We start from the raw sequence: 22,854 nt of genomic DNA, 5'->3' as shown, positions 1-22,854 counted from the left end.
TTCAGCCAACCTGATTCAAAGCGAAATGATTCAAAGGGACAAGGAGCACATCATGAAGACCTCACCGCAATCCTCGGACGGCGACAAGCAGGCCGACCCGCATGCCGAAAAGCATCCTCGATCGATGCAGGAAGCCGCCGCGCCGCTGCCGCATGAAACCGACCAGAACCCGGAATCGCAGCACGAGGACAGCCCGCGCCATGTCGGCAAGCAGGCGCACAGCGACCTCGAACGCGGGCTGAAAGATACCGATCGGCGCGGCGGCGGCGAGTATCAGGAAAAGACGCAGAACGACGCGCAGACGGACGTCAACTCCGATGGCAAGACAGCCGGCGGCGGGCGCGGCAAGCATTGACGGCGCGAGGGCGCGAGACCCAAAGAGGCACGAGACCGCGAGAGGCACGCGGGCACGCGGGCACGAGGGCACGACGGCACGACGGCACGACGGCACGACGGCACGACGGCACAACGGCACAACGGCACAACGGCACAACGGCACAACGGCACAACGGCACAACGGCACAACGGCACAACGGCACAACGGCACAACGGCTCGGCGGCGCAGTGGGACAGAGGCAATGCTGCGCAGCGGGACTGCGCCATGAGCGCACGACAGCACGACAGCACGACAGCACGACAGCACGACAGCACGACAGCACGACAGCACGACAGCACGACAGCACAATGGACGGGCGCATGCACATGCACGGCTGCCCACCAAAATAACCCGCGCCTGTCCCGAGCCGGCCTCCATGCCGCTCAACCCGGCTCTCTGTCCCAGTATGGCGGATCGCCGAAATGAGTGGCCAGGAATTCGATAAAGGCGAGCGTCTTCGGCGGCACGAACGAACGGCTCGGATATACCGCCCAGATAGCCACGCGCTCGGCGAGCGGATAGCTGTCCAGCACGCTGACCAGTTGGCCGCTGCGCAGCAACGGCGCGACGTCCCACGTCGATTTGAGCGCGATACCGAAACCGGAAAGCAGGGCGTCGCGAATCACTTCGCCGTTGTCCGTGACGAGACGTCCGCTCACGCGCACTTCGAGCGCGCCGGCGGGCGTCTCGAAGGCCCAGTCGCGCTGGTCCGACAGAATCACGCATTCGTGCGCCGCGAGGTCCGAGGGATGATGCGGCGTGCCGCGCGCGGCAAGGTATGCGGGCGCCGCGCACAGCACCCGTCGATTCACCGCAAGGCGCCGCGCCACCAGCGACGAATCTTTGAGAACGCCGACGCGAATCGCCACGTCGATACCCGCATCGACGAGATCGATCACCTGATCCGTCAATCGCAGATCGACGCTCACGCCGGGATAACGGCGTAGAAATTCGCTGATCACCGGCGAGACGTGCTGCCGCCCGAACGACGACGGCATGGAAACCCGCAAGCGGCCCTGCGGCTCCGCCTGCGCGCGGCCAACCGAGGCGCGTGCGGCGGCGGCCGCGTCGAGCAGGGCTTCGGCGCGCGTCATGAAGACCTCGCCGTCCTGCGTGAGGCTGATGCGGCGGGTGGTCCGGTGCAGCAAACGCGCGCCGAGCAGCTTTTCCAGCTGCGCGATGCGCGAACTGGCCACTGCCGCCGACAAGCCGAATTCGCGTCCGGCCGCCGACACATTGGCCAGCAGGGCCGCGCGCACGAACAGGGCGACGTCGAGCAGATCGAGCCGCTCCCGCTCTCCGGACTGGCCGCGTGAAGGTCGAGCAGGAAGATTCATTGTTCTGAATTTCAAAAAGATGTTTCAGTCATTATCGCGGTTTTGAAAGAATGAGAAGCGCCTTACGATGATGCCAATGGGATCGAAGACCCTGACGGGCGGCGCGACAGCCGCCGCGCCAGGATGGCGATCCTCCAATCTCGTCTGAATGCACAGGAGCATGTATGAAAGCCGTCGGTCTCTATCGTTATTTGCCGATCGACCAAGCCGAAGCCTTGGTCGACGTGGACATCCCGAAACCCGAAGCCACCGGTCGAGATCTGCTGGTCAAGGTCGAGGCCATTTCCGTCAATCCGGTCGACACCAAAGTGCGCGCGCCGAAGGACAAGGTCGAACAGGCGCCGCGCATACTCGGCTGGGACGCGGCGGGCACGGTGGTCGCGGTCGGGCCGGACGTGACGCTGTTCAAGGTCGGCGATCCGGTGTTTTACGCGGGCAGCATCACGCGGCCCGGCGCCAATAGCGAGTTCCACCTGGTCGACGAGCGGATCGTCGGGCGCAAACCGGCGTCGCTCGACTTCACGCACGCGGCCGCGCTGCCGCTCACCGCGATCACCGCCTGGGAAGCCTTGTTCGACCGCCTCGGCGTGTCGCCGCAAGGCGCGGACGAAGGGCGCACCGTGCTGATCATCGGCGGAGCGGGCGGCGTCGGTTCGATCGGTATTCAACTGGCGAAGCAACTCGCGAAGCTGAAGGTGATCGCGACCGCATCGCGGCCCGCATCGGCCAAATGGGCCACGGAACTGGGCGCGGATCATATCGTCGATCACTTCGGCGACATGCCCGCGCAACTGAAAAAGCTCGGGATCGACGAGGTCGATTACGTGCTGATGTTCAACGACACCGACAAAAACTTCCCCGCGGCAGCCGAGGTCATCAAGCCGCGAGGCGGCATCTGCACGATCGTGGAAAACAGCCAGCCGGTGCCGGTCGAACTGTTGAAGGCGAAGAGCGCCGCGTTCCACTGGGAATTCATGTTCACGCGTTCGATGTTCGGCACGCCCGACATGATCGAGCAACACAAGCTGCTGACCGAAGTCGCGCGTCTCGTCGACGCGGGCACGTTGCGCACCACCGTCGGTCAGGATCTCGGCACCATCAACGCGACGAATCTGCGTCGCGCGCATCAACTGCTCGAAGAAGGGCGGGCGATCGGCAAGCTGGTGCTGACGGGTTTTGCAGGTTAAGCCCGCCGCGCTGCGCCTGACCGAACACAGTTGATCATCACAGCCGGCGTCGCAGCCATGCGCGCCGGCTGTTTTCATTTGATGCGCATCAAACGGTGCGCTCGCGCGCTGGTGCGTCGATCGGTAGCAACGCGCCACGGCGTGGGTTCGCGTGCGTTCGGGTGGCTACACGCGCAGAAAGCGCGTCGCCGCAAGCGGGTTAACACCCGAGTCGCGGGCAGCGCGCACAGCTTCGCTTGGCGTTAGACTGGTGGGGCATCATGCTAAAACAGTTGCGTGTCTCGCAACCCGGCTGGCCAGGCATCGATCGTCGTCATCCAGTCACGCGGTGCGTGGGCAGTCGTGCTGAAGCGGGCGCGCAGCGGCACAACAACGAGGTGACAGTATGAGCTTCAGACTCTCCGCCGTTTCCGTTGTCGCTTCCCTCGCTTGCGCGCTTGCGCCCGGCATGCTTGTGCCGGCGGCCCACGCGGCCACGCCGATCACGGTGACCTCCCAGGCCGCGCTCGACGGTCCGATCCGCTACACGGTTCGCGTCACGTCGAAGCAGTTCGGCAATTCGCAGGAAACCCGCACGATCCGCTCCGGCGAGTCGGATGACTTCACGTGGAAAACCGTGCCGCCGGGCGGCGCGGTTCCCGCGACTGACGCGTGTCCGAACTACGCGTCGCTGCCGCTCGATACCAACGGCGCGATGATTCGGCAGACGCAGATCCGCTTTGCGCCGGTCGTCGCGGCCGACGGCACGGCAACCGTGCAACTGAGCTTCCAGGCGCAGACGCCGCACGGCGTGAAGACCGTGACGGTCGGCGGCAAAACGATCAAGTGTCCGAACGACGTGGCAGTCAGTCAGATTCTGCGTTTTACGATGCCGGTCAACGGCAGCACGAAGACCCTCACGCTCAACGACGGCACGGAAGTCGCCGTCAGCGCGAAGCGTTGAGTCGGGCGCGCGAGACGGGACGAGGCGCGTGACCCCGCGCGGGACCAGACGCGGGACCAGACGCGGGACCGGCCGCGGCTCAACGCCGCGCCGCGCTCCGCTCCACGAGCCGCGCCGCCAGAAACCGGTGCTCCGCCGAAAAGAGCCGCCGGTACGTGAGCAGCACCGCGCCCACCGTCCCCAGCGCCGACGACGCGGCGATCAGGAACATGATCACGATCTGATAGCGCACCGCCTGCAGCGGCGACTGGCCGGCCAGCACCTGGCCCGTCATCATGCCCGGCAGGCTCACCACGCCGACCACGGCCATCTGATTGAGCGTCGGCATCATGCCCGCGCGCACCGCTTGCCGCGCCGGCGCCTGCGCGGCTTCCCAGCGGGTTGCGCCGAGCGCGAGCGCCATGTCGACGCGGTCGCGCCGCGCGGTCAATTCCTCGCTCATCCGCTCGATGCCGAGCGACACGCCCGTCAGCGTATTGCCGAGGATCATGCCGAGAATCGGAATCGCATATTGCGGCTCGTACCACGGGTGAATGCGGATCACGACGAACAGGCCGACCGCGGCCACCAGCCACGAACTGATCCAGATCGACAGCACACTGTCCGCGCGTTGTCCGCGATACGAGCGGCTGCCGCGTTGCGCGCCCGCGAAGCCGGCGATCAGCGTCATGATGATCATGAGCGGCAGCACCACGTACCAGCGGTCGTAACGGAACACCCAGCCGAGCACATAGCCGATTGCCAGCAACTGCACGACGGTGCGCACGGCGGCCCACGCCAGCTTGCGTTCGAGATCGAGCTTGAGCGCGATCGAAACGACGCCGTTCACGACGATCAGCAGCGCTGCGATGGCGACATCCCACAGACTCAGGTTTTGCAATGTCATTGGCCGAACTCCGGATGGTCCTGGCCCGCGCAGAGCGCCTCATGCCGCGCCGTTTCGCCGAGGACGCCCGCGCGCATGATGAGGTGGCGCTCGCTCATCCGGGTGGCTTGCGCCGGATCGTGGGACACCCATATCGACGCATGGCGGCCCGGATCGGCGTCGAACCAGGCATGCACAAGGCCTTCGATCGCCCGAGAGGACTCCGGGTCGAGCGACGCGGTGGGTTCGTCGAGCAACAGGACCTCGGGCGCCAGTTGCAGCACGCGAATCAGCGCGGTGATCTGCGCCTCGCCGCCGGACAACTCGCTGGCGCTTTTGTCGAGGAAGTCGTCGCCTCGGCCGGCCTGAGCGGCGAGCCTCGCCGCGCGGGCGCGCTCGAAGCGCACGTCGCGGTACGCGCGCAAGCCGAACGGATAGCGCAGATTGTCTTCCACGCTGCCGTCGAGCAGGGCGGGCCGCTGCCGGATATACGCGACGTTGCGCCGGTAGCGCGGAATGGCGGCGCGTTCCACCGCTGCGCCATGCCACATGACGCGCCCCGCATCGAGCGGATCGAGCAGGGCGAGGGCGCGCAGGAACACGCTCTTACCCGAGCCGGACGGCCCGGTGATCGCGACGCGGTCGCCGGCGTGCAAGGCGAAGGTGGTCGGCTGCAGCAGCATCTGGCCGCGCACGGCATCGCGCCGCGCGATGCCGTCGGCGAGGACGAAGGGAACGTCGGTCATGAGTGGGATCGTATTGGGCAAGGCATGATGTCGAAGCGCTGGAGACATGGCAATGGGTCTGCGCGGCCGCTATGGCGCAAATATCGGGGCGGCCGTGCAGCATGATAAAACGGCAACGCATTCTTGCTTGCCGGCCAACAAGCGGGCACGCAACGTGCTGAGTGGTCAACATAGAACAAATCGCGGAGCCACTCAATGGCAGTGTCGAGCACCATCGGAAGGCGGATTGGAAAAATCATCGCATGGCTGTTGGCGATCATCGCCATTCTGATTGTGGCGTTGACCATTTTCATCCTGACCTTCGACTGGAACCGCGCAAGACCCTATATCAACGACAAGGTCACGCAGGCGATCGGCAGGCCATTCGCCATCAACGGCGATCTGAAAGTGGGCTGGCGGCATTCGGTGGGCGAGACCGGCTGGCGTGGCTGGGTGCCCTGGCCGCGATTTTCGGCGGCCAATATCACCGTGGGCAATCCGGACTGGACCAAACAGCCGCAATTCGCCACGCTCGACGAGATCGACTTCCAGGTCAAGGTCCTGCCGTTGCTCGCGCACGATATCGTCATTCCGGCAATCAACCTCGTGAATCCTTCGGTGGATCTCGAACGTCTGCTCGATGGCCGCAACAACTGGACTTTCAAACTGGCGTCTTCTTCCGGGCCTTCCGAATGGAAGCTCGATCTGCACGATATCGCTTTTGCGAAGGGCAACATCGCGTTGTCCGATCAGCAGAAGAAAGTCGACTTGCAGATGGTCGTCGATACGCTCGGCCAGCCGATTCCGATCGGTGAAGCCATGAAGCAGCAGGAGAGCGCGTCGCGCAGCGCGTCGGCGGAGGCGATCGGCAAGGCTGGCGCGAACAAGCTGACCGCGCAGGCGAATGCACAGGCGGCGTCGGAGGCCGCGGCGGCATCCGCGGCAGCCGCCTCGGGCGCATCCACTACGGATATCGCGGCCTCGGGTACGACGGCGGCCACGGGCGCCTCGGGTGCGCTGGTGACGGGCGGTTCGAAAGGCGCTAGCGCGGCGCTCGCCGCGGGCGCGAGCGGCGCGGACGTGTCATCGGCTTCGGACGCGAGCGGTGCAAGCGGTGCGCAGGCTCAAGCCGCGGCGAAACGGGAGATTCCGCCGTACGCCATCGGCTGGACCGTGAAAGGGACTTACAACAAGACACCGGTGTCGGGCAGCGGTAAGGTCGGCGGCGTGCTGGCGTTGCAGGACGCAAACCGTCCGTTCCCCGTGCAGGCCGATGTCAAGGCGGGCGATCTGCATGTCGGGCTCGTCGGCACGATCACCGACCCGGCGCATCTCGCGGCGGTCGATCTGCGCCTCTGGCTGCAAGGCAACAGCATGGCGCGCCTCTACTCGCTGACGGGCGTGACCTTGCCCGACACGCCGCCTTATGCGACCGAAGGCCGCTTCGTGGGTCAGTTCAAGTCCAGCGGCAGCGTGTTCAAGTATGAAAATTTTACAGGCCGGGTCGGCGGCAGCGATCTCAACGGCTCGTTGACCTATACGGCGCGTGAACCGCGTCCGCTCCTGCAGGGCGAACTGATCTCGCATCTGCTGCAATTTTCGGATCTGGCGCCGGTGATCGGTGCCGATTCGAATGCAAGCAAGGCCAGGCGCGGCGACGCGACAGCGCAGCCGTCCAACAAGGCGCTGCCCGTCGAGGAATTCCGCACCGACCGCTGGAAGGCCATCGACGCCGACGTGAAGTTCACAGGCCGGCGCATCGTCAAGGACGTGAACCTGCCGATCACGGACCTGTACACGCACATCGTGATGACCGACGGCGTGCTTTCGCTCGAGCCGTTGAAGTTCGGCGTGGCCGGCGGCACGCTGGCCTCGGACATTCATCTCGACGGCAGCGGCACGCCGCTCAAGGGCCGTTTCGCGACTTCGGCGCGGCATCTGAAACTCAAGCAGCTGTTCCCGAACTTCAAGACGATGCAGAACGCACTCGGTGAAATCAACGGCGACGCCGCACTGACCGCGACGGGCAATTCGCCGGCGGCGCTGGCGGCCACCTCGAACGGCGAGGTGAAGGCGCTGGTGACCGACGGCACGATAAGCCGCCTGCTGATGGAAGCGGCGGGATTGAACGTGGCGAACGTCGTCTACGAAAAACTGTTCGGCAATCGTGATGTGAAGATCAACTGCGCGGCGGCCGACTTTGTCGCGACCAACGGTGTGCTCGATTCGCGAATCTTCGCGCTCGATACCGACGACGCGGTGATCGATATCGACGGCAAGGTGAATCTGCGCGACGAGTCGATGGACCTGGGCGTGCATCCGCACACCAAGGGCTTCCGGGTGTTCTCGTTGCGCTCGCCGCTCTATGTGAAGGGCACCTTCAAGGATCCGCACGTGGGCGTGAACGCGGCCGCGCTGGCGTTGCGCGGCGGCGCGGCAGTCGGCCTCGGCTTGATCAATCCGTTCGCGGCGCTGATCCCGCTGCTCGCGCCGAGCAACAACAAGCCTCTGCCTTGCAACCAGTTGCTCGCGCAAGTGCGGCAGGCGCCGACAGCACCGCCGCCGGGCGTGAAGCAACAACCCAAAGCGGCTATTTCGCTGGATGGCGCACCGGTCAACAAGTCTTCGGGCGGCGCATCGTCGCCTGCGGCGGGTTCGGACAAGAAGCCGGCGACTATGTCGCCGGCTAGCGCGGCGGCATACAAGGGGAGCTGATGTCTTTCGTTCTGCCTGCGGACTGGTTCAGCTGGAGCTTCGGCGGCGGCCTTTCCCTGATTTTCCTGTGGCTGATCAGCGTGCCGCCTGCGCGCGGCCGCATCGATGAGATCGCGATGAAATGAGGGCGGTTGGCGCGACGCGCGCGTACACGACTGAGATCGTTCAGAGACCACGAAGGGACGCAACGACAGAACACAACGCCACCCGACCGATGCCGCGATCAGGCGCTGGCGTTGCGAACGTGAGTGCTACCACCGAAGACTAACTGGGGAGGCTACCGCAGGGACCGCGGAGCCGCATCTCCGGCCGCGTCCTGGCGACGAACTCCGCGACGGGCGCTGCCAATGCGAGTGGCGCCGAATTCCGCGAGGATCTTGCCGCGAGCCCGGCTGGCGAACACGAGGAAACCGAAGCCATCCGCCTCGTACCAGTAGCCGCCGTTCTCGAGCCCGTCGAGCGGTTGCTCCAGTGCGTTGGTAATGGATTCGATGCAGCGGCGCCGCAACTCGGCGGGTGCCGGATAGGGCGGTTGCGCTCCACGCACACTGCACAGGAGGACGTCGAGCCCCGGCAGCACATGCGCATAAAGGACCGGCTCGTCTTGCGCACGAGCGCGCGCAATCTTGGTGTCGAGCTGACCGAACGGCTTGAAATGCCGTAGTACCGCGAGGAACGACTCGTCGCCGTCCACCTTCGCGCGTCTACGCTTTTTCGGGAAGGACATAAAAATTCGCCTGAAAAAGAATTGCAAGAAACGCAGCGTCCTCATGCGACCACTCCCGGCTTCGCGCGCCGCACGTCGATCTTTTATAGCATACGACAAGGCCGGATTCACGGTGATTCGACGACTGCGCCGCCCCACCGCCTCCCGCACGAATCATGCCGAACCGCCTCGCCGCGCGCTTTCGCTTCCCAGCACATCTGTCTCCATCATAGACGCACGAGGCGCGGAAAAAACATCTCATACCAATAAAAAAGTCATTTTTATGTGGGCGAGCGCATCTTGCCGCTACGTTGAAATATCTCCGATTCACGTCGATAATGGCCCGTCCGGCCGCACTGCGCCGTGCTCGCCGATCCCGTCACCACACAGGCCGCCCGCGCGGCGTGGCGGGTTTCTGGAGCGCCGTGGCCTGAGCGACCCTTTGCGACCCCCCTTCGGGCGAACATGAAACTATTCACCAAGGGTCTGCTGCTGATTGCAGTGCCGAGCGCGGTCGAGCTGGCGCTTCTCGGCGTCGTCTTCGATACCCAGGAGCAGACGGCGCAGGCCGCGCAGTGGGTCACCAACAGCAAGCAGATCCTGTATCAGTCGTCGGCCATTGTCGATCCGTTGCTGCGGCAGGCTGCGCGGGTTCGCACCGCCATGGTTATCGGCGACGCGTCGCTGATCGACCGCCATACCGTATGGGTCGATCTCGGCGACCGGCTGTCGAAGCTCGAGGTGCTGGTTGCCGATGCGCCGCAGCAGGTCGAGCGCGTGCACAAGATGCAGCGCACGATCGAAGCCTATCGTGCGCAGACTGTCGAGATCTCGCAGGCGCTGCACGCGGGGCGCACGCCGAATGCGTTTGCCGCGCTGGACACCGGCGCGCTGCCGCAGCAGATCGCGCTGTTTCGCGCGGAGCTCGCGGCGTTCGGCGACGAAGCGTCACGGCTCGACGCCGATCGCTCGGCGGCGCTCGCGCGGCGCCGAGCCCGTCAGCAATACGCGCTGATCGGCGCGGTGCTGGGCTCGATGCTGATCTGGGCGGCTACCGCGGTGGTGTTCGCGCGCAGCATCGGCCGCCGGCTCGAAGTGCTGACCGACAACGCCGAGCGCCTGGGCAACGGGCGCACGCTCGCGGCGCCGCTGTCGGGCAGCGACGAAATTGCCGCGCTCGACGCGGTGCTGCATCAAACCGGCGTGCGTCTGCGCGAGGCCGAAGTCGAGCAAGCCATGCTGAAAACGCGGCTCGAAGCGCGTGCGCACGAGCTGGCAATCGTCAACGAGGAACTGCGTCAGGAGACGCAAGACAATGAAATGTTCATCTACAGCGTGTCGCACGATCTGCGCTCGCCGTTGGTGAATCTGCAAGGTTTCTCGAAGGAGCTGCAAGTCTCTTGCGACGAACTGGACAGCGTTGTCGAGGCGGCCGGATTGCCGGAGGCCGAGCATAAACGCATGGCGCATATTCTCGATGGCGACGTGCGCGAGTCCTTGCACTATCTGCGCGCCGCGGTGACGCAGGCCGCCGCGATCATCGACGCGCTGCTGCGGATCTCGCGCGCCGGCCGGCTCGAATATCAGTGGCAGCGCGTGAGCGTGGGGCGCGTGGTCGGCCGGGTGGTGGACGCGCTGCAAGGATTGATCGGGCAGCGCTCGGCCGTCGTGACGGTGCGCGACTTGCCGCCCGCATGGGGCGACCCGAGCGCAATCGAGCAGATATTCAGCAACCTGATCGGCAATGCGCTGAATTATCTCGATCCGGCGCGCAACGGACGCATCGAAGTCGGCGCGCTGGAGCCCGAACCGGTCGAGGAGACGGAGCCGCGCGCTGTGCGCATGCGCACTTATTATGTGCGCGACAACGGCCTCGGCATCCCGGCGGCCTATATGTCGAAAGTGTTCAGGGCGTTTCAGCGCCTGCACGGCGACGTCGCCCATGGCGACGGCATCGGCCTCGCGGTGGTGCGGCGCATGGTGGAGCGGCATGGCGGCCGCGTATGGGTCGAGTCGGCGGAAGGCGCGGGTTCGACCTTCTTCGTCGTGTTGCCGGAACAGCCCGCGCGCCTTTGAAGGCGAGCGCCCGGACGGCGGCTGAGGGGATCATCGCGCGCGGCAGGCACCAACGCATGGTTCAGCATGGAGAGCATATGAATCACGGGGAAACGGTCAGCATCGTGCTGATCGAAGATGACGACGGCCACGCCACGCTGGTGGAGCGCAATCTGCGCCGTGCCGGTATTTCGAACGGATTCGTGCGCTTTCACGACGGCCAGCAGGCGCTCGATTATTTTTTCGGCCCGGCGCCGGCGGATGCCGCCGCGAGTTCCGCTGCCGGCGCCGAGGTCAAAGCTTGCCCGGCGCGTGAAGATCTGATGAATTTCGTCGTGCTGCTCGATCTGAAAATGCCACGGGTGGACGGCTTCGAAGTCTTGCGACGATTGAAAGCGTCGCCGCAGACCGCCGCCGTGCCGGTGATCGTGTTGACCACGACCGACGATCCGCGTGAAATCGAGCGCTGCTATGAACTCGGCTGCAACGTCTACATTACCAAGCCGGTCGAATACGATGCGTTCATTGAAGCCGTGCGCCGCCTCGGGTTTTTCCTGCAGGTGGTCAAGCTGCCCTCGGGGCATCGCCTCGCGGCGCCGTGATGGAAGGCCTGCATGAAGGTGGCCGAAAGCCGCTCGTGACAAGATAGACCCGTTGACGACCCTAGCCAGAGAAGACTCCGCATGACCGAAGACGTGTCCACGCAGCATGCCGCATACGTGCTGGTCGTCGACGACGACGAAGGCATCCTGCGGCTCGCGCGCAAGTCGCTCGAGCGCGCCGGCTGCCGGGTCGCCATCTGCGCCGGCGTCGACGCGGCCCGTGAGCGGCTTGCGGGCGGCGCTCCCGATTTGCTGGTGCTCGACTATCAACTGAGCGGGCCGGAGACCGGCCTCGACTTCTTTCGCCGGTTGCGTACCGAAGGCGTACGGATTCCCGCCATCCTCGTGACCGGCTTTACGGACGAATCGCGTGTGATTGAAGCGCTGCGCGCGGGTGTGTCCGACGTGGTGCCGAAATCCGGCGATTACCTCGATTACCTTCCCGAAGCCGTCGAACGTGTGCTCTCGCAAGTGCGTCTGCAGCGCGCGTCGGACGAAGCCTTGCTGCTGCGCGATCGCGAACAGCACTATCGGAACTTGTCGGAGGCATTGCCGCACCTCGTCATGACCTGCAACGCCGCGGGTGACTGCGATTTTCTGTCGAAGCAGTGGTACGACTACACCGGCCTCGCCGATGGCAGCTCGTATGGCCTCGCCTGGCTCGACGCCGTGCATCCCGACGACCGCGAAGTAATTCGCCGCAGCTGGCTCAAGGCGGTATCGGCCAATGCCGGCGACTATCGGCACGAGCTGCGGATTCGCCGCCATGACGGCGAATACCGCTGGTTCGACGTCCGGGTGGTGGCGATGCGCGACGCCGAAGGCAATGTCAGCAAATGGTTCGGCAGTTGCACGGACATTCATTCGCAGCGCGAGGCGATCGAGGAGCGCGAACGCCTGCTTGCGTCGGAGCAGGCCGCGCGCCAGATTGCCGAAGAAGCCAATCGCGCGAAAGACCGTTTTCTGGCCATGCTGTCGCACGAATTGCGCACGCCGCTCACGCCGGTGCTCGCCGGCGCCAGCGTGCTGGAGATGATTCCGGATCTGCCCGAGCAGGCGCGCGCGAGCGTGCGCATGATTCGCCGCAACGTGGAACTCGAAGCGCGGCTGATCGACGACCTGCTCGACCTGACGCGCGTGGCGAACGGCAAGCTGCGCCTGACGCTGGAAACCGTCGACGTGCACGACGTGATGGACAGCGTGCTCGAACTGTTTCGCAGCGAGATTCAGGTCAAGCAGCAGGACGTGCATGTTCATAAGGGCGCGCGGCATCATTACGTGCTGGGCGATCGGGCCCGGCTCCAGCAGATGCTGTGGAACCTGATTCGCAATGCCGCCAAGTTCACACCGGACGGCGGCCATATTTTTGTGCGCACCCGCGACGAACGCATGCATGTGCAGATATCGGTCGAAGACACGGGGATCGGCATCGAGCCGGAGCAGATCGGCAAACTCTTCAATGCATTCGAGCAGGGCAACCAGAACATGACGCGGCAATTCGGAGGGCTTGGCCTCGGGCTCGCGATCACGAAGGCCTTGACTGACGTGCACGGCGGCACGGTGACCGCGCAAAGCCCCGGTGCGCACTGTGGTGCGACCTTCACGATCACCTTGCCGACCGCCATGCCGCCGGAGGCGAAGTCGCCAGTCGTGGAGCCGGACGAAGTGCATCCTGCCGGTCTGCTGAACATCCTGCTGATCGAAGATCACGTGGACACGGCCGAGGTCATGGCGCAGCTGATTCGCAGCCTCGGTCACGAGGTCACGACCGTGGGACGGGTGGACGACGCATTGGCCGCAACGCAATTGCAGCGCTTCGATCTGGTTGTCAGCGACGTAGGTTTGCCCGACGGCACCGGCCTCGACTTCATCAAGGCGTTCCGCGAGCACTCCGACGCGCCCGCCGTCGCGTTGACCGGCTTCGGCACCGACGAAGACGTGCGTCGTTGCCTCAGTGCCGGTTTCACTTCGCATCTGACCAAGCCTGTCAACTTCGGCCAACTCGAGACGATGATCGAAGGTGCGGTGAGCCGGAAGGAGCAGAAGGAGGCTTGAGCACTTGTGCCGCCGGTGTAGGGTACGACATGAAAAAGGCCTGTTGCGAATGAATCGCAACAGGCCTTTTTACTGGGTGAACGGCTCAGGTGCGCGGATGCCTAGCGCGGCGAGTTCTTCAGCGAATCGCGGATTTCACGCAGCAGCAGAACGTCTTCCGGCGTGGGCGGCGGTTCTGCCGGCGCGGCTTCAGCCGGCTTGCGCAGATTGTTGATGAACTTGACCATCAGGAAAATGATGAACGCGAGAATCACAAAGTTGATCAGCACGGTGATAAACGAGCCATAACCGAATACGGCGACGCCCGCCGTTTGCAAGTCTTTATACGACTCGGGGCTGCCTTTGAAGCTCGGTGGAATCGCGCCGAGGCGAACGAATTTATTCGAGAAATCGAGGCCGCCGGTGGCAAGTCCGACGACCGGCATGATCAGGTCTTTAACAATTGAATTGACGATGGTGGAGAAAGCGCCGCCGATAATCACACCGACCGCGAGATCCATCACGTTGCCCTTGAGGGCAAATTCCTTAAATTCCTTGACCATGCTCATAGAGGTTCCTCCCAGAAGTCGATAATCGAATGATACCAACCTGTGAAGGATAGGCTAGTTTTTTGGCCCGGAACCGAGGATTGTTTCGCTAGCGAGGAAACAGTGACTCGCTATGCCGCGCACGTTCTATATGCGCGGCAAATGTGACCGGGTCGGTATTGGTGCCGCATAACAGAACGCCCACGCGTTTGCCCTGCAGCTGTTCGCGCAGCGGGCCGAGCAAGCCGGCGGTGGCCGCGGCGCACGCCGGTTCGACGGCGAGCTTCAGTTGTCCGAACAAGGTCAGCATGGCCGCGCGCAACTGGTCGTCGGACACTGTGACGAGCTGATCGATATGACGGCGGCACAACTCGTAGCTGTATTCCTCGGTATGCGGCGACATGAGCGAATCGGCTATGCCGTGCATCTGGCCCATCTTGACGGTGTGATTGGCGGCGAAACTTTTGCCCATCACGTCCGCGCCTTCGGGTTCCACGCCATATAGATGCACGTTCGGATTGGCAAGACGCATGGCGGTCGCGACACCCGCGGCGAGGCCGCCGCCGCCGACCGGCACGATCACCGCTTCGAGATCGGGCGTTTGCGTGGCCCACTCGTAGCCGAGCGTGGCCGAACCCAGAACCGTGCGATAGCCGTTGAACGGATGCACGAAATAGCGGCCTTCTTCGGCCTCGATGCGGCGGACCAGTTCGAATGCCTCGGCAATGTCTTCCGCGAACACGATGTCGGCGCGATACTGCCGGCACAGCGCCACGCGCGCCGGATTGGCGGCGCGAAACAGCACGACCTTGGCGCTGATGCCAAGACGCATGGCCGCATACGCAACCGCCACCGCATGATTGCCGCCCGACACGCAGGTGACGCCCGCGTTGCGTTGGGATTCGTCGAGTGCGAGCAGATTGGTGAACGCGCCGCGCGCCTTGAAGCTGCCGCCCGCCTGCAACAGCTCGAACTTGAAATTTACCAGCGTGCCTTCCAGCGACGGAAAGTCCTGTCGGTCGAATACCGGTGTTCGCGTCACCCACGGCGTCAACGCAAAATGCTGCGCGGCGATGTCGTCGAGCGTGGGGATCGGCTCGCCGTCGATCGTATGGTCAGTGTGTTGCGGCGTGGCAGTTGACATGGCGTGAGCGTGCGAGGGTCGGTATGGGTAAGACTCTTTTCGGGCGGCGCGGTTTCAGTGCGCGTGCGCGCCGACCGACATGCTGTGAATGAATTTCTGCAGGAAGCGCTCGCACGCCACCAGCTGATCCAGCGCGACGAATTCGTTGGCCTTGTGCGCCTGTTCGATGTTGCCCGGACCGCACACGATGCTCGGAATGCCCGCCAGCGAGAAGAGACCGGCTTCCGTGCCGTACGCGACCTTGCGCTTGTCCTGGTCGGCGGTCAACGCGCGCACCAGTTGCGTGATCGCGGCTTGTTCAGACGAATCGAGTCCGGGCGCCGCGGCGATCTTCGTAATCTCGATGGCGGCGGATGGATGCTCGCGCAACATTTTCGGCAGCAGCGTTTCGCGTGCGTATTGGTCGATGCGCGCGAAAATCGGCTCGGGGTCGAGCGTGGGCAGATTGCGGAATTCGAACTGGAACCTGCATTCGGCCGGCACCGTGTTGATCGCATTGCCGCCCACGATCGTGCTGGTTTGCGCGGTGGTGAAGGGCACGTCGTACAGTTCGTCGAAGGGACCTTGCTCGCGGAACTGGTCGGCCATGTCGCGGATGTAGCAGATCAGCCGCGCGGCGTATTCGATCGCGTTCAAACCCTTCGGCGTGAGCGACGAGTGGGCTGCCTGACCGCGCACGCAGCACTGGTACGCGTTGATGCCTTTGTGCGCCACGATCGGCCGCATGCTGGTCGGCTCGCCGACAATGCAGCCGTCCGGCTTCACGCCGCGCTTCATCAGGTCGGCAATCAGCAGCGGCGCGCCCGCGCAGCCCACTTCTTCGTCGAACGACAGCGCGAAGTGAATCGGCTTGGCGAGTTGAGTGCGCTGCATCTCCGGCACGAGCGCAAGCGCCGCGCCGATGAAGCCTTTCATGTCGCAGGTGCCGCGGCCGTACAGCTTGTCGCCGCGGATTTCCGGCTTGAACGGATCGCTGTCCCATTGCTGGCCGTCCACGGGCACGACGTCCGTATGGCCCGACAGCACCACGCCGCCGTTTGTTTCGCCATCATGCGCGGGAATCGTCGCGAACAGGTTGGCCCACTTGCCACTGGCGTCGTGCGTGAGCGTGGCCTCGATGCCGGCGGCGCGCAACTCGTCGCGCACGGTTTCGATCAAGCCGAGATTCGGATTGCGGCTGACCGTGTCCATCGACACGAGACGGGTGACCCAAGGCAGGGAAGCGGGCAGAGCAGCGGGCAGAGCAGCGGGCAGAGCAGCGGGCGGAGAAGCGGGCGAGGCGGGATTGGAAGGAGAGTCGGGCGACTGGGAGGACTGCGCTGAATCAGCGACATGCGACATGACAAGACTCCAGCATTTGAGTCTTCTGATCATACCCAAAAAAAGGCCGTCCGTACGCTGCGATGCGCGTTTGCGCACCGCAGCATGGACGAAAAAACGCTAGACGTCCCCCGTTTTTTTTACGCGGCGCGACAGCCGCGTGGCGCTCGGCCTCATCGCGCGGCGACGCTGGCGGCCGTGCCGCGGCTCGGTGCGCCGAGCGCCCGCAAGGTTTCCTTGACTGTGGCGACACGCACCGCCAGATCGGGACTGCGCGTTTCGATGCGCAGCTTGTCCTGGCCCGCAAGCTTGATGTGCTTGTGTTTCTGCACCATCTCGATGATGCGCATGGCGTCGATCGGCGGATTGGGGATGAATTGCAAGCCGATCACGGCTTCGCCGGCATCGATCTTCAGAATCCCCAGCGGCTTCGCCGCGAGCCGCAGACGATGCGTTTCCACGAGTGCATGCGCCTGAGGCGGCAGCTTGCCGAAGCGGTCGATCAGCTCTTCCTGAATGCCGTCGATCGAATCGTTGTGTTCGCAATTAGCCAGCCGCTTGTAAAGCGACAAACGCTCCTGCACATCGCCGCAATAGTCCGCGGGCAGAATCGCCGGCGCGTGCAGGTTGATTTCGGTGGTCGCCGCGAGCGGCGCGGTGAGGTCCGGCTCCTTGCCTTCCTTGAGCGCCTTCACGGCGTCGTTCAGCATGTCCGTATAGAGCTGGAAGCCGATCTCGTGAATCTCGCCAGATTGCTTGTCGCCGAGCACTTCGCCCGTGCCGCGAATCTCGAGGTCGTGCATGGCCAGATAGAAGCCGGAGCCGAGTTCCTCCATCTGCTGGATCGCCTCGAGGCGGCGTTGTGCCTGCTTGGTCAGTCCTTGCGGATCGTGGACCAGCAGATACGAATACGCCTGGTGGTGCGAGCGGCCCACACGGCCGCGCAACTGATGCAATTGCGCAAGACCGAACTTGTCGGCGCGGTGAATCAGGATCGTGTTGGCGCTCGGCACGTCGATGCCGGTTTCGATAATGGTCGTGCACAGCAGCACGTTGGCGCGCTGGGCCACGAAGTCGCGCATCACGCGTTCGAGTTCGCGTTCATGCATCTGTCCATGCGCGACCGCGATGCGCGCTTCGGGCACCAGCGCTTCGAGCATCTGCCGGCGATTCTCGATCGTCTCGACTTCGTTGTGCAGGAAGTAGACCTGGCCGCCGCGCTTCAACTCGCGCAGCATGGCCTCGCGAATCACGCTGTCTTCCTCGCGGCGCACAAAGGTCTTGATCGCGAGGCGCTTTTGCGGCGCGGTGGCGATCACGGAGAAATCGCGCAGGCCTTCGAGCGCCATGCCGAGCGTACGCGGAATCGGCGTGGCCGTGAGCGTGAGCACGTCGACTTCGGCGCGCAAGGCCTTCAGCGCTTCTTTCTGCCGCACGCCGAAACGGTGTTCCTCGTCGATGATCACGAGTCCGAGCCGCTTGAACTGCACATCGGACGAGAGCAGCTTGTGCGTGCCGATCACGATATCGACACTGCCTTCGTTGATCTGCTGGATCGCCGTGTTGACTTCCTTGGTCGATTTGAAGCGCGACAGTTCGGCGATCCGCACCGGCCAGTCGGAGAAGCGGTCGCTGAAGGTCTGCGTGTGCTGTTCGGCGAGCAGTGTGGTGGGCGAGAGGAGCGCCACCTGCTTGCCGCCCATGACCGCGATGAACGCCGCGCGCAACGCGACTTCGGTCTTGCCGAAGCCGACGTCGCCGCACACGAGCCGATCCATCGGTTTGCCGCTCGTCATGTCGCCGATCACGGCCGCGATCGCGGCGGCCTGGTCCGGCGTTTCCTCGAAGCCGAAGCTCTCCGCGAACTTCACATAGTCTTTCGGTTCGAGCGCGAATGCATGGCCCGAACGCGCGGCGCGGCGGGCGTAGAGATTCAGCAACTCGGCCGCGGTATCGCGAATCTGCTGCGCGGCCTTGCGTTTGGCTTTTTCCCACTGGCCGGAGCCGAGCGAGTGCAACGGCGCGCTTTCCGGATCGGCGCCGCTGTAGCGCGAAATCACGTGCAACTGCGCGACCGGCACGTAGAGCTTGCTGTCGCCGGCGTATTCGAGGTGCAGGAACTCGGTCTCGCCTTCGCCGAGATCCATGGTGACGAGGCCCATATAGCGGCCGATGCCGTGCTGCGAATGCACGACCGGATCGCCCACCTTGAGCTCGGACAGATCGCGCACCATCGAATCGACGTTGCTCGCCTGCTCCTGCCGGCGGCGCCCCGCGCGCCGCGCGAGCGGACCATAAAGCTCGGTCTCGGTGATGATCGCGATGCCGTCGACGGGCACGGCAAAACCGTTGGCGAGCGGCGCGACGCCCAACGAAAAACGCGAGTCGCCGAGCAGCCACGCCTGGAAACTGTCGCTCGATGCCGGTCGCAGATGATTGTCGGCGAGCAGCTGCAACAGCGTTTCGCGCCGGCCCGCAGATTCGGTGGCGAACAGCACGCGGTTCGGCGTGGTGTCGAGATACGCACGCAAGGCTGCGACGGGATCTTCCGCATGGCGGTCGATCGCGAGGTTCGGCAACGGAGTGGACCAGCCGCCGCCCGCATTGGCCGGCAGCGCGAGTCGAGCGAACGGCTTGGCGAGCGTGAAGAAGTCTTCGTCCGACAGGAACAGGCGCTGCGGCTCGAGAATCGGCCGGTCGCGGTCGTGGGAGAGGAAGTTGTAGCGTTGCTTCGTGTCGTTGGTAAAGCGCCGGATCGCCGCGTCGAGATCGCCGACGAACGCCAGTTGCGCGCCTTCGGGCAGGTAATGGAACAGCGTGGCCGTGTCGTCGAAGAAAAGCGGCAGATAATATTCGATGCCCGCGGACGGCACGCCGTTGCCGATGTCCTTATAAATCGACGCGCGGCTCGGGTCGCCCTCGAAGGTCTCGCGCCAGCGGCTGCGAAAAGCGGTGCGCGCGGCTTCGTCGAAGGGGAATTCGCGGCCGGGCAAGAGGCGCACGTCTTTCACCGGATACAGGCTGCGCTGCGTGTCCGGGTCGAACGCGCGGATCGAGTCGACCTGGTCGTCGAACAGGTCGATCCGGTAGGGCAAGGGCGAGCCCATCGGATAGAGATCGAGCAGCGAGCCGCGCACGCAGTATTCGCCCGGACGCACCACCTGGCTCACGTGTTCGTAGCCGGCCAGCGTGAGTTGCGCCTTGAGTTTGGCTTCGTCGAGGCGCTCGCCTTGCGAGAACGAGAACGTGTAGGCCGCCAGAAACGAGGCGGGCGGCATGCGGTACAGCGCCGTGGTGGCGGGCACCAACAGGATGTCGCAACGGCCTTCGCCCAGATCGTGCAGCGTGGCGAGACGCTCCGAGACCAGATCCTGGTGCGGCGAAAAGGTATCGTAAGGCAGCGTTTCCCAGTCGGGCAGCAGGCGCACGCGCGCCTCGGGCGCAAAAAAGCCGATTTCCTGCGCAAGACGCTGTGCATCGACGGCGCTTTCGCACACGACCGCGAGCAGCGGCACCTTCTCGCGATAGGCGAGATGGTAGCGGGCGATCAGCAGCGCGTCGGACGAGCCGTGCGTGCCGTCGAAGGCGAAACGCTGGCCGGCTTTGACGAGCGCGACGGGCGGGGAGTACTGCGATGATGCGGCGATGTCTGGCATAGATGAGAAAAAGCGGCCTCGGGCTCACACGTGACCGGCAAGTTTACGCGTGTCGGGGCGTGGATGCGAAGGACCTATTATAAAATCCGTCCTTTACTTTGACTTCGCGGCATCCGCACTCGTGACTTCCCGTCTATTTGCCCTGATTCCGTGCGCTGGCACCGGCAGCCGTTCCGGCGCCGCGATGCCCAAACAATATCGCACTGTCGCCGGCCGCGACATGTTGCATTACTCGCTGGCGGCGTTCGACGCCTGCAGCGAGTTTGCGCAAACCCTCGTGGTGATCGCCCCCGACGACACGCATTTCGACGCGCGCCGCTTCGGTGGCCTGCGTTTCGCCGTGCGCCGCAGCGGCGGGGCCTCGCGCCAGGCCTCGGTGCTCAACGGTCTGCATGCGCTCGCCGAGTTCGGCGCCCATGACGACGACTGGGTGCTGGTGCACGACGCGGCGCGCCCCGGCATCACGCCCGTGCTGATCCGCACGCTGGTCGGCGCGCTGAAGGACGACGCGGTGGGCGGCATCATGGCCTTGCCGGTGGCGGACACGCTCAAGCGGATCGACGCGGACTCGTCCGACGACCGGATCGCCCGCACCGAGGCGCGTGACGGCTTGTGGCAGGCGCAGACGCCGCAGATGTTCCGCATCGGCATGTTGCGCGAGGCGATTCTGCGCGCGCAGGCCGACGGTCACGACCTGACCGACGAAGCAAGCGCGATCGAGTGGTCCGGTCATGCGCCGAAACTCGTGCAGGGCAGCTTGCGCAACTTCAAGGTGACTTATCCCGAAGACTTCGATCTGGCCGAGGCCATTCTCAGCCGGCCCGCGGCTTCGTGACGGGCGATTTCAAATTTAACGAGCGGACTTGAGGATTTGACGCATATGGATTTCAGAATTGGGCAAGGGTACGACGTGCATGCGCTGGTGCCGGGACGTCCGTTGATTATCGGCGGCGTGACGATTCCTTATGAGCGTGGCTTGCTCGGCCATTCGGATGCGGACGTGCTCTTGCACGCCATTACCGATGCCCTGTTCGGCGCCGCGGCGATGGGCGATATCGGCCGGCATTTTTCCGACACCGATGCGAAGTTCGCTGGCGCGGATAGCCGGGTTCTGCTGCGCGAATGTTTCGCGCGGGTGACGGCGGCAGGATTTTCGATCGCCAACGTGGACAGCAGCGTGGTGGCGCAGGCGCCGAAGTTGGCGCCGCATATCGAGGGCATGCGGGCCAATATCGCCGCCGATCTTGGTTTGCCGATCGAGCGGGTCAACGTCAAGGCCAAGACCAACGAGAAGCTCGGCTATCTCGGCCGGGGCGAGGGCATTGAAGCTCAGGCCGCGGTTCTGCTGATCAAGCACTGAGAGCGGTTTTGCAACGCGCGCAGCGGCGCTGCGCGCGTTGCGACGCTTACTTGCCTTCCGCGGCAATGCACTGCGCGGTCGCGTTGATCACCGCCGCAATGCGGCCAACGTCGCGCAATTGCGTGGAACTCATGCCTTCCGCAACGAGCGTGTCGAAGTGCGATTTCACGCAGAAATGGCATTTGCCGATGATCGACGCCGCCAGCGCATACATCTCGAAGCGCCGCTTATCCACGCCGCCATGCGACGCATAAGCGTTCATGCGCAGTTGCGCCGGCTGGGTCTTCAAGTCCGCGCTCTCCGTCATTTCGACGTACGGATACCAGACGTTATTCATACCCATCAGCGCAGCGGCCGTCAGCGCGCCTTGAGTTTCTTCCGGTGACAACACGCCGGCATTGCGAATCGCGTCCACGATCACCGTGCTCTTCGCGGCGAATGCCGCCGCTAGCGCCACGCCGACCGCGTCATTGCCTTCGAGCGACGAGCGCGCGATCGTCCCATCCAGATTCAGCCGGATGTCTTTGGCATAGTCAGGCACGTGTGCCTTAATCGAAGCCGGGAATTCCATTGACATCTCCTATCAGCTTGTCGATAAAAAAGCCCGCTGCCTGTTCAAGCTTAGCGGGCTTTTGACGGGCAGCACGGCTTAGAGCGTTGCGCCGCCGACTGCGCGGTTGCAGGGACACAGTTCGTCTGTTTGCAGGCCGTCCAGAATACGCAGTACTTCTTCCGGGTTGCGGCCGACGTTCAGGTTGTTCACCGAGACGTGCTGGATCGTGTTGTCGGGATCGATGATGAAGGTGGCGCGCAGCGCGACGCCTGCTTCCTTGTCACGCACGCCGAGCTGGTCGATCAACTCGCCTTTCACGTCGCCGAACGAGTAGTGGTTCAGCTTGTCCAGATCCTTGTGCTCGCGGCGCCAGGCCAGCTTCACGAATTCGTTGTCGACGCTGCCGCCCAGCAGCACCGCGTCGCGTTCTTCGAAATCTTTGACCAGCTTGCCGAACTCGACGATTTCCGTCGGGCACACGAACGTGAAATCCTTCGGGTAGAAATAGAGAATCTTCCACTTGCCCGGGAACGACTGCTCCGTGATCTCTTCGAATGCCGAGACGCCGTTTTCCTCGTGATGGTTGAAGCCGGGCTTCGCGGCAGTAACGGTGAACGCTTCGAGTTTATCGCCAACGGTTTTCATGCGAGTGCTCCTTCGTGTGTTGGAAAAACAGCATGTTGAGGCTACCAGCTCGTCCAGACGAGCGCGTTACGTGTGATTCACTA

General features: G+C 64.1%; 20 protein-coding genes. 10 read left to right on the top strand and 10 right to left on the bottom strand.

All coding sequences use genetic code 11. The features are described 5' to 3' along the window. Nucleotides 1-52: 52 nt before the first annotated feature. Entirely contained in the window at nucleotides 53-355 is a 303-nt protein-coding gene (locus CJU94_RS15875; protein WP_095419504.1) for a hypothetical protein, read from the top strand. A 404-nt stretch (nucleotides 356-759) separates the two neighbouring features. On the opposite strand, the gene CJU94_RS15865 is transcribed toward CJU94_RS15875, so the two are convergent. After that, entirely contained in the window at nucleotides 760-1,713 is a 954-nt protein-coding gene (locus CJU94_RS15865) for a LysR family transcriptional regulator (RefSeq protein ID WP_095419503.1), read from the bottom strand. A gap of 164 nt (nucleotides 1,714-1,877) precedes the next feature. Between CJU94_RS15865 and CJU94_RS15860 the strand changes: the two genes are divergently transcribed. Then, nucleotides 1,878-2,900 carry a zinc-binding alcohol dehydrogenase family protein gene (locus CJU94_RS15860; protein ID WP_095419502.1) on the top strand — a complete coding sequence of 341 codons (1,023 nt, stop codon included), beginning with the start codon at nucleotides 1,878-1,880 and terminating at the stop codon, nucleotides 2,898-2,900. A 385-nt stretch (nucleotides 2,901-3,285) separates the two neighbouring features. Further along, nucleotides 3,286-3,843 (top strand): DUF6013 family protein, encoded by a 558-nt coding sequence (locus tag CJU94_RS15855; RefSeq protein ID WP_095419501.1) that lies wholly within the window; start codon nucleotides 3,286-3,288, stop codon nucleotides 3,841-3,843. Nucleotides 3,844-3,922: 79 nt separating this feature from the next. On the opposite strand, the gene CJU94_RS15850 is transcribed toward CJU94_RS15855, so the two are convergent. Next, nucleotides 3,923-4,729 (bottom strand): ABC transporter permease, encoded by an 807-nt coding sequence (locus CJU94_RS15850; protein ID WP_095419500.1) that lies wholly within the window; start codon nucleotides 4,727-4,729, stop codon nucleotides 3,923-3,925. Further along, the gene (locus CJU94_RS15845) at nucleotides 4,726-5,454 is read right to left on the bottom strand and encodes an ABC transporter ATP-binding protein (protein WP_095419499.1); all 729 of its coding nucleotides are present in this window, start codon (nucleotides 5,452-5,454) and stop codon (nucleotides 4,726-4,728) included. Before CJU94_RS15845 ends, CJU94_RS15850 begins: the two co-directional genes overlap by 4 nt. Before the next feature lie 195 nt (nucleotides 5,455-5,649). Here CJU94_RS15845 and CJU94_RS15840 point away from each other — a divergent pair, with 195 nt between their 5' ends. Further along, a complete protein-coding gene (locus tag CJU94_RS15840) occupies nucleotides 5,650-8,148 on the top strand; it encodes an AsmA family protein (RefSeq protein WP_095419498.1) in 2,499 nt (832 codons plus the stop codon). Next, nucleotides 8,148-8,273: a hypothetical protein gene (locus CJU94_RS42260; RefSeq protein ID WP_279636604.1), complete on the top strand. Its 126-nt coding sequence runs from the start codon at nucleotides 8,148-8,150 to the stop codon at nucleotides 8,271-8,273. The genes CJU94_RS15840 and CJU94_RS42260 overlap by 1 nt, the downstream gene beginning before the upstream one ends. Nucleotides 8,274-8,425: 152 nt before the next feature. On the opposite strand, the gene CJU94_RS15835 is transcribed toward CJU94_RS42260, so the two are convergent. Next, the gene (locus tag CJU94_RS15835) at nucleotides 8,426-8,920 is read right to left on the bottom strand and encodes a hypothetical protein (RefSeq protein WP_095419497.1); all 495 of its coding nucleotides are present in this window, start codon (nucleotides 8,918-8,920) and stop codon (nucleotides 8,426-8,428) included. 399 nt (nucleotides 8,921-9,319) lie between these two features. Here CJU94_RS15835 and CJU94_RS15830 point away from each other — a divergent pair, with 399 nt between their 5' ends. The 3 genes from CJU94_RS15830 (at nucleotide 9,320) to CJU94_RS15820 (ending at nucleotide 13,566) form a co-directional block, all read left to right on the top strand. Beyond that, entirely contained in the window at nucleotides 9,320-10,930 is a 1,611-nt protein-coding gene (locus CJU94_RS15830; protein WP_095419496.1) for a sensor histidine kinase, read from the top strand. Between the two features lie 77 nt (nucleotides 10,931-11,007). Then, entirely contained in the window at nucleotides 11,008-11,511 is a 504-nt protein-coding gene (locus CJU94_RS15825) for a response regulator (protein ID WP_095419495.1), read from the top strand. A gap of 81 nt (nucleotides 11,512-11,592) precedes the next feature. Then, nucleotides 11,593-13,566: a hybrid sensor histidine kinase/response regulator gene (locus tag CJU94_RS15820; RefSeq protein WP_095419494.1), complete on the top strand. Its 1,974-nt coding sequence runs from the start codon at nucleotides 11,593-11,595 to the stop codon at nucleotides 13,564-13,566. A gap of 101 nt (nucleotides 13,567-13,667) precedes the next feature. Here CJU94_RS15820 and mscL read toward each other — a convergent pair whose 3' ends face one another. From mscL to mfd, 4 genes are all read right to left on the bottom strand, one after another. After that, nucleotides 13,668-14,114 (bottom strand): large conductance mechanosensitive channel protein MscL, encoded by a 447-nt coding sequence (mscL, locus tag CJU94_RS15815; RefSeq protein ID WP_095419493.1) that lies wholly within the window; start codon nucleotides 14,112-14,114, stop codon nucleotides 13,668-13,670. A gap of 88 nt (nucleotides 14,115-14,202) precedes the next feature. Further along, on the bottom strand, nucleotides 14,203-15,237 hold the full coding sequence (locus CJU94_RS15810) for a threonine/serine dehydratase family protein (RefSeq protein WP_095419492.1): 1,035 nt from the start codon (nucleotides 15,235-15,237) through the stop codon (nucleotides 14,203-14,205). A gap of 54 nt (nucleotides 15,238-15,291) precedes the next feature. Further along, on the bottom strand, nucleotides 15,292-16,578 hold the full coding sequence (gene argE, locus CJU94_RS15805; RefSeq protein WP_095419491.1) for an acetylornithine deacetylase: 1,287 nt from the start codon (nucleotides 16,576-16,578) through the stop codon (nucleotides 15,292-15,294). A gap of 152 nt (nucleotides 16,579-16,730) precedes the next feature. After that, nucleotides 16,731-20,213, bottom strand: a complete 3,483-nt coding sequence (gene mfd, locus CJU94_RS15800) for a transcription-repair coupling factor (protein WP_095419490.1) — start codon at nucleotides 20,211-20,213, stop codon at nucleotides 16,731-16,733. 121 nt (nucleotides 20,214-20,334) lie between these two features. Here mfd and ispD point away from each other — a divergent pair, with 121 nt between their 5' ends. Together ispD and ispF are read left to right on the top strand one after the other, a co-directional pair. Then, nucleotides 20,335-21,048 (top strand): 2-C-methyl-D-erythritol 4-phosphate cytidylyltransferase, encoded by a 714-nt coding sequence (gene ispD, locus CJU94_RS15795; protein ID WP_095419489.1) that lies wholly within the window; start codon nucleotides 20,335-20,337, stop codon nucleotides 21,046-21,048. 45 nt (nucleotides 21,049-21,093) lie between these two features. After that, nucleotides 21,094-21,573 (top strand): 2-C-methyl-D-erythritol 2,4-cyclodiphosphate synthase, encoded by a 480-nt coding sequence (gene ispF / locus CJU94_RS15790; RefSeq protein ID WP_095419488.1) that lies wholly within the window; start codon nucleotides 21,094-21,096, stop codon nucleotides 21,571-21,573. A gap of 46 nt (nucleotides 21,574-21,619) precedes the next feature. Here the strand turns inward: ispF and CJU94_RS15785 are convergent, their stop codons facing one another. Both CJU94_RS15785 and CJU94_RS15780 read right to left on the bottom strand, forming a co-directional pair. Next, nucleotides 21,620-22,144, bottom strand: coding sequence for a carboxymuconolactone decarboxylase family protein (locus CJU94_RS15785; protein WP_095419487.1), 525 nt, complete (start codon nucleotides 22,142-22,144; stop codon nucleotides 21,620-21,622). A 78-nt stretch (nucleotides 22,145-22,222) separates the two neighbouring features. Then, nucleotides 22,223-22,771: a peroxiredoxin gene (locus CJU94_RS15780; RefSeq protein ID WP_095419486.1), complete on the bottom strand. Its 549-nt coding sequence runs from the start codon at nucleotides 22,769-22,771 to the stop codon at nucleotides 22,223-22,225. Nucleotides 22,772-22,854 lie beyond the last annotated feature (83 nt).

The organism is Paraburkholderia aromaticivorans, assembly GCF_002278075.1.
In the GTDB taxonomy this organism is placed as follows: domain Bacteria; phylum Pseudomonadota; class Gammaproteobacteria; order Burkholderiales; family Burkholderiaceae; genus Paraburkholderia; species Paraburkholderia aromaticivorans.
The sequence above is the reverse complement of the archived record's forward strand: the minus strand, read 5'-3'. Positions and strand labels throughout refer to the sequence as shown.